General features: G+C 75.8%; 2 protein-coding genes. Both read right to left on the reverse strand.

What is annotated here, in order from left to right:
• The coding region (locus tag NQO67_RS43275) for a type I polyketide synthase (protein WP_308295758.1) at positions 1–1,918 on the reverse strand (1,918 nt) is incomplete at its 3' end.
• Positions 1,915–5,686: type I polyketide synthase (locus tag NQO67_RS43280; RefSeq protein WP_255956156.1), on the reverse strand; the 3,772-nt coding region annotated here is incomplete at its 5' end. The genes NQO67_RS43275 and NQO67_RS43280, both read right to left, overlap by 4 nt.

Genomic DNA, 5,686 nt, shown 5'->3' on the forward strand with positions numbered 1-5,686 from the left:
ACATCAGCTCCTTCAGGGGCCGGTCGAGGTGGGCGTCGAGGAGCGCGCAGACCTCGTCCAGGGCCTGGGCGAAGACGGGGAACGTCTCGTACAGCTCGCGTCCCATCCCGGGCCGCTGGCTGCCCTGCCCGGAGAGCAGGAACGCCACCCGGGGCCCGCCCGTCGCCGTGCCCGTCACCACGGCCGGGCTGGCCTGGTCGTGGGCCAGGGCGTCGAGGCCGGCGAAGAGTTCGTCGCGGGTGCCGGCGGCCGTGCTGACGGCGGCGCGGTGCGGGAAGTGGGTGCGGGTGGTGGCGAGGGAGCGGCCGATGCCGGCGACGTCTAGTTCGGGGCGGGCGGTGATGAAGTCCCGCAGCCGGGCCGCCTGGTTCCGCAGGGCCGTCTCGGTCTTGCCGGACAGCACCCACGGCACCACCGGCACCGGGGACGCGGACACGGATGCGGCCGTGGCACCGGCGTCGTTCCCGGCCTGGTCCGCGGGCGCCGTGGCCGGTGCCGGCGGGGCCTCCAGGATGACGTGGGCGTTGGTGCCGCTGATGCCGAACGAGGAGACGGCGGCACGGCGCGGCCGGTCGGCCGACGGCCACTCGGTCGGCTCCGTGAGCAGGCGGACGTTGCCGCTGTCCCAGTCGACGTACGGCGTCGGCCGGTCGACGTGGAGCGTCTTGGGCAGCTTGCCGTGCCGGATCGCCTGGACCATCTTGATGATGCCGGCGACGCCTGCGGCGGCCTGGGTGTGCCCGATGTTGGACTTGATGGAGCCGAGCCACAGGGGGCGGTCGGCGGGGCGGTCCTTGCCGTAGGTGGCGAGCAGCGCCTGGGCCTCGATGGGGTCGCCGAGCGAGGTGCCGGTGCCGTGTGCCTCGACGGCGTCGACGTCGCCGGCGGTGAGGCGGGCACTGGCGAGAGCGGCCTTGATCGCGCGCTGCTGGGACGGGCCGTTGGGCGCGGACAGCTGGCTGCTGGCGCCGTCCTGGTTGATCGCCGAGCCGCGCACCACCGCCAGGATCGGGTGGCCGTTGCGCTGCGCGTCGGAGAGCCGCTCGACGAGCAGCATGCCGACGCCCTCCGCCCAGCCGGTGCCGTCCGCGGCGGCGGCGAACGCCTTGCAGCGGCCGTCGGGGGAGAGCCCGCGCTGCCGGCTGAACTCGATGAAGGTGCCGGGCGACGCCATCACCGTGACGCCGCCGGCCAGCGCCATGTCGCACTCGCCGCCCCGCAGCGCCTGCGCCGCCAGGTGCAGCGCCACCAGCGACGACGAGCACGCCGTGTCGACGCTGACGGCGGGCCCCTCCAGGCCGAAGGTGTACGAGATCCGGCCCGAGGCGACGCTGTAGGCGCTGCCGAGGCCGACATGGCCCTCGAACGCCTCCGGGGTGCGGTCGTAGAGCCGGCCCGCGTAGTCGCCGTACATGATGCCGGCGAACACGCCGGTGCGGCTGCCGCGCAGGCTGGCCGGCGGGATGCCGGCCCGCTCCAGGGCCTCCCAGGAGGCCTCCAGCAGCAGCCGCTGCTGCGGGTCGATCGCCATCGCCTCGCGCGGGCTGACCCCGAAGAAGCCCGGGTCGAAGTCGCCCGCCTCGTGCAGGAAACCGCCCTCGCGCGCATAGCTCTTGCCGGTCGCGTCCGGGTCGGGGTCGTACAGCGACTCGACGTCCCAGCCGCGCCCGTCGGGGAAGCCGGAGATCGCGTCCACGCCGCCGGCCACCAGCTCCCACAGCTCCTCGGGCGAGGTCACCCCGCCCGGGTAGCGGCAGGCCATGCCGATGATCGCGATCGGCTCGCGGGACGTCTCGGTCAGTCGCCGGTTCGTCTCGCGCAGCCGCTCGTTCTCCAGCAGGGACGCGCGGAGCGCCTCAACGACCCTCTCGGAAGGCGAATTCGTCATCTTGTCTCCCGCTCTGGGGCGTCGTGTCACTTCTCGTAGGTGCCGTCGCCGGCACCGTCGGACGGATCGTCGGCCGTGCCGTCGGGGTTGCCGGCGAGCGCCATCTGGATGAGGGCGTCGACGTCGGCCGCCTTGATGGCGTCGGTCTGGTCGGCCTGGTCGGCCGGCGCGGAGTCGTCGGCCTCCCGCGGTCCGGATGCGGTCTGCCCGTCGTCGGCCAGCTCGAGCAGCGCGTCCAGCAGGCCCGCCGCCCTGAGGCGGGCGAGCGGTACGGACGCGAGCGCCGTGCGGACCCGGGCTTCGGCCGCGTCGTCGCCGGCGTCGTCGCCGGCCGCCGACGCGTCGCCCTGCGGGGCCAGCTCGGCCCGCAGGTATCCGGCGAGCGCGCTGGGCGACGGATAGTCGAAGACGAGGGTGGTGGGCAGCCGGAGACCGGTGCCGGCGCCCAGCTGGTTGCGCAGCTCCACGGCGGTGAGCGAGTCGAAGCCCATGTCCATCAGGCCACGGTCGGCCTCCACCGTCTCCGCCCCGGCGTGCCCGAGCACGCCGGCGATCAGGCCGCGCACCAGGTCGAGCAGGATCCGCTCCTGCTCGTCGGCGCTCCGCCCGGCCAGCTGCCCCACCAGCGCGGACGCGTCGCCGGACGACCGGGCGGCGCGCCGTGCGGGCGCCCGCACGATGCCGCTCAGCAGCCGGGGCAGCGTCCCCGCCTCGGCCTGGGCGCGCAGCGCCGTCAGGTTGAGCCGGGCCGGCACCAGCAGCGGCCGGGCGTCCGCGCCGAGCGCGGTGTCCAGCAGCGCCAGCGCCTGCTCGGGAGCGATCGGCAGCAGCCCGCCACGGCTGAGCCTGGCCTGGTCGGCGCCGTCGAGCCGGCCCGCCATGCCGTCCGCCTGCGCCCACAGGCCCCATGCGAGCGAGGCCGCCGGGAGCTTGTGCGTGCGGCGGTGGTGGGCGAGGGCGTCGAGGAAGGTGTTGGCCGCGGCGTAGTTGGCCTGGCCCGGGTTGCCGAACACGCCGGCGGCGGACGAGAACAGCACGAACGCTGTCAGGTCCAGGTCGCGGGTGAGCCGGTGCAGGTTCCAGGCCGCGTCGACCTTCGGCCGCAGGACGGCGTCCAACCGGTCCGGGGTGAGCCCCTGGATCGTGGTGTCGTCCAGGACGCCCGCCGTGTGGATGACGGCGGTCAGCGGACGTTCGGCCGGGATGCCGGCGATGAGGTCGCGCACGGCGGACTCGTCGGCGGCGTCGCAGGCGGCGATCACGACCTCGGCGCCGAGCGCCGCCAGTTCCTCACGCAGCTCCGTGGCGCCTTCGGCGTTCGGGCCGCGGCGGCTCGTCAGCAGCAGCCGGCGCGCCCCGTGGCGGGTGATCAGATGCCGGGCGGTCAGCCGGCCCAGGGTGCCGGTGCCGCCGGTGACCAGGACGGTGCCGGCCGGGTCGAGACCGGACACCGGCGCGTCCGCGCCCGCCACGGCCGCCGCGGGCTCCGCAGCGGTCAGCCGCGGCACCCGGATCCCGCCGCCCCGCACGGCGACCTGCGGTTCCCCGCAGGCCACGGCAGCGGCCAGCGGGTCGAAGGACCCGGCGCCGGTGCCGCCGTGGGTGTCGAGGTCGACGAGCACGATCCGGTCCGGGTTCTCGGACTGCGCCGAGCGCACCAGGCCCCACAGCGCAGCCCCGGCCAGGTCACCGACCCCGTCGTCGTCCCCGGCCGCCACCGCACCACGCGTGACGACGACGAGCCGGGTCGCGGCGAGCCGGTCATCGGCCAGGAACTCCTTCAGCAGCGCCAGGAGCCGGTGCGTCGCGGCGCGGGCCTGCGCGGCGGCGTCGGCCGGCGCGTCGGACGCGTCGCCGCCCGCCGCCCCGACCGGAGCGCCCTGCGCGGTCAGCAGCACCTCCGGCGCCACCGCCCCGTCCGCCACGGCCTGCCGCAGCGCCGCCAGATCGCGGTGCACGTCGGCCGGCGTGAGCGCGTCGACGCCGGCCGACCGGGCGGCGGCGAGGTCCGCCGGCTCACCCAGCAGCGCCCACCGGCCGCCCGCGGGCGCGGCGCCGGCCGGCAGGGTGGTCCAGTCGAGAGCGAACAGCGCGTTGCGGGGTGCGCCACCGGTCACCGCCAGCCGTGCCCGGTCCACCGGACGCACCGTCAGGGACTCGATGGTCAGCACCGGAGCCCCGGAGAGGTCGGCCACGGCGAGCCGCACCGTGTCGGTGCCCGCGTCGGACAGCCGCACGCGCAGCCCGCTCGCCCCCGTGGCGTGCAGCGTGACGCCCGACCAGGCGAACGGCAGCCGCACCTGAGCGGCACCGTCCTCCCCGGCCTCGGCGCCCGCGATCCCGAGCGCCACCGGATGCAGGGCGGCGTCCAGCAGCGCCGGGTGCACGGCGAACCGGCCCCCCTCGGCACCCTCCGGCAGCCGCACCTCCGCGTAGACGTCGCTCCCGTCCCGCCAGGCCGCGGTGACGCCCTGGAACAGCGGCCCGTACCCGAGCCCCAGCTCCGCAAGACGCCCGTACAGCGCGGCCACGTCCACCGCGCTCGCACCGGACGGAACCCAGTCGCCCGCGAGCGTGACGTCGCCGTCCGCCTCCTCGGAGACGGCGGCCAGGGTGCCGGTGGCGTGCCGGACCCACGCCGTGTCGTCGGCGTCCGCACCGGCGAACCGGGAGTGGATCGCCACCGTGCGGTGCCCGGACGCGTCCGGTGCCCCGACCGCGGCCTGCACCTGCACGGCACCGCGCTCGGGCACCACCAGCGGCGCCTCGATCGTCAGGTCGGCGAGCCGCTCGCACCCGGCACGCTCGGCGGCGTGCAGCGCCAGCTCCACGAAGGCCGTGCCCGGCAGCAGGACGGTGTCCATGACGCTGTGGTCGGCCAGCCACGGATGGGTGGCCAGCGACAGCCGCGCCGTGAACAGGTACCCGCCGTCCGGCAGTTCGGCCGCCGCACCCAGCAGCGGGTGCCCGGCCTCGTCCAGACCGGCCGCGGTGACGTCCGCGTCCTGGAGCGCCTGAAGCCAGTAGGTGCGGTGCTGGAACGGATAGGTGGGCAGGTCGGCCGGCGCGGCCGGCGCGGCGGGCGCGGCCGGCACGGCCGCCCAGTCGACGGCCGCACCGTGCGTGTGCGCGGTGGCCACGGCGGTGAGCACCGTGTGCGCGGCCGGACGGTTGTGCCGCTGCGCGGCGACGGTGGCCACGCTCGCGTCGGCCTCGGCGAGGGCGTCCTGGACCAGGCCGGCGAGCGCCGGGTGCGGGCCGATCTCCAGGTAGGTGGTGATCTGGTGGTGCTGGTGGAGGTGGGTGATGCCGTCGTGGAAGCGGACGGCGGCTCGGATGTGGTCGGTCCAGTACTGCGCGGATGTCAGCTGTTCAGCTGTCGCCGTGGTTCCCGTGACGTTCGAGACGACGGGGATGCGGGGGGCGTGGTAGGTGAGCCCCTGGGCGACCTTCTGGAACTCCTCCAGAACGGTGTCCATGTGGGGGGAGTGGAAGGCGTGGCTGACGGTGAGGCGGGTGGTCTTGCGGCCCTGGGCGCGCCAGTGGTCGGCCAGTTCCAGGGCCCGGTCCTCGTCACCGGCGATGACGACGGCTTGTGGCCCGTTGATCGTGGCGATGCACACCCGGTCGTCGTCGGTGAGGGTGGCGCGTACCTCGTCCTCGGTGGCCTGGATGGCGATCATGGCGCCACCGGCCGGTGCGGCCTGCATCAGCCGTCCGCGGGCCGCCACCAGCGTGCAGGCGTCCTCCAGGGAGAGCACGCCCGCCAGGTGGGCGGCGGTCAGCTCGCCGATGGAG

Origin of the sequence: Streptomyces odontomachi (genome assembly GCF_024435355.1) — a bacterium.
Taxonomy (GTDB): domain Bacteria; phylum Actinomycetota; class Actinomycetes; order Streptomycetales; family Streptomycetaceae; genus Streptomyces; species Streptomyces odontomachi.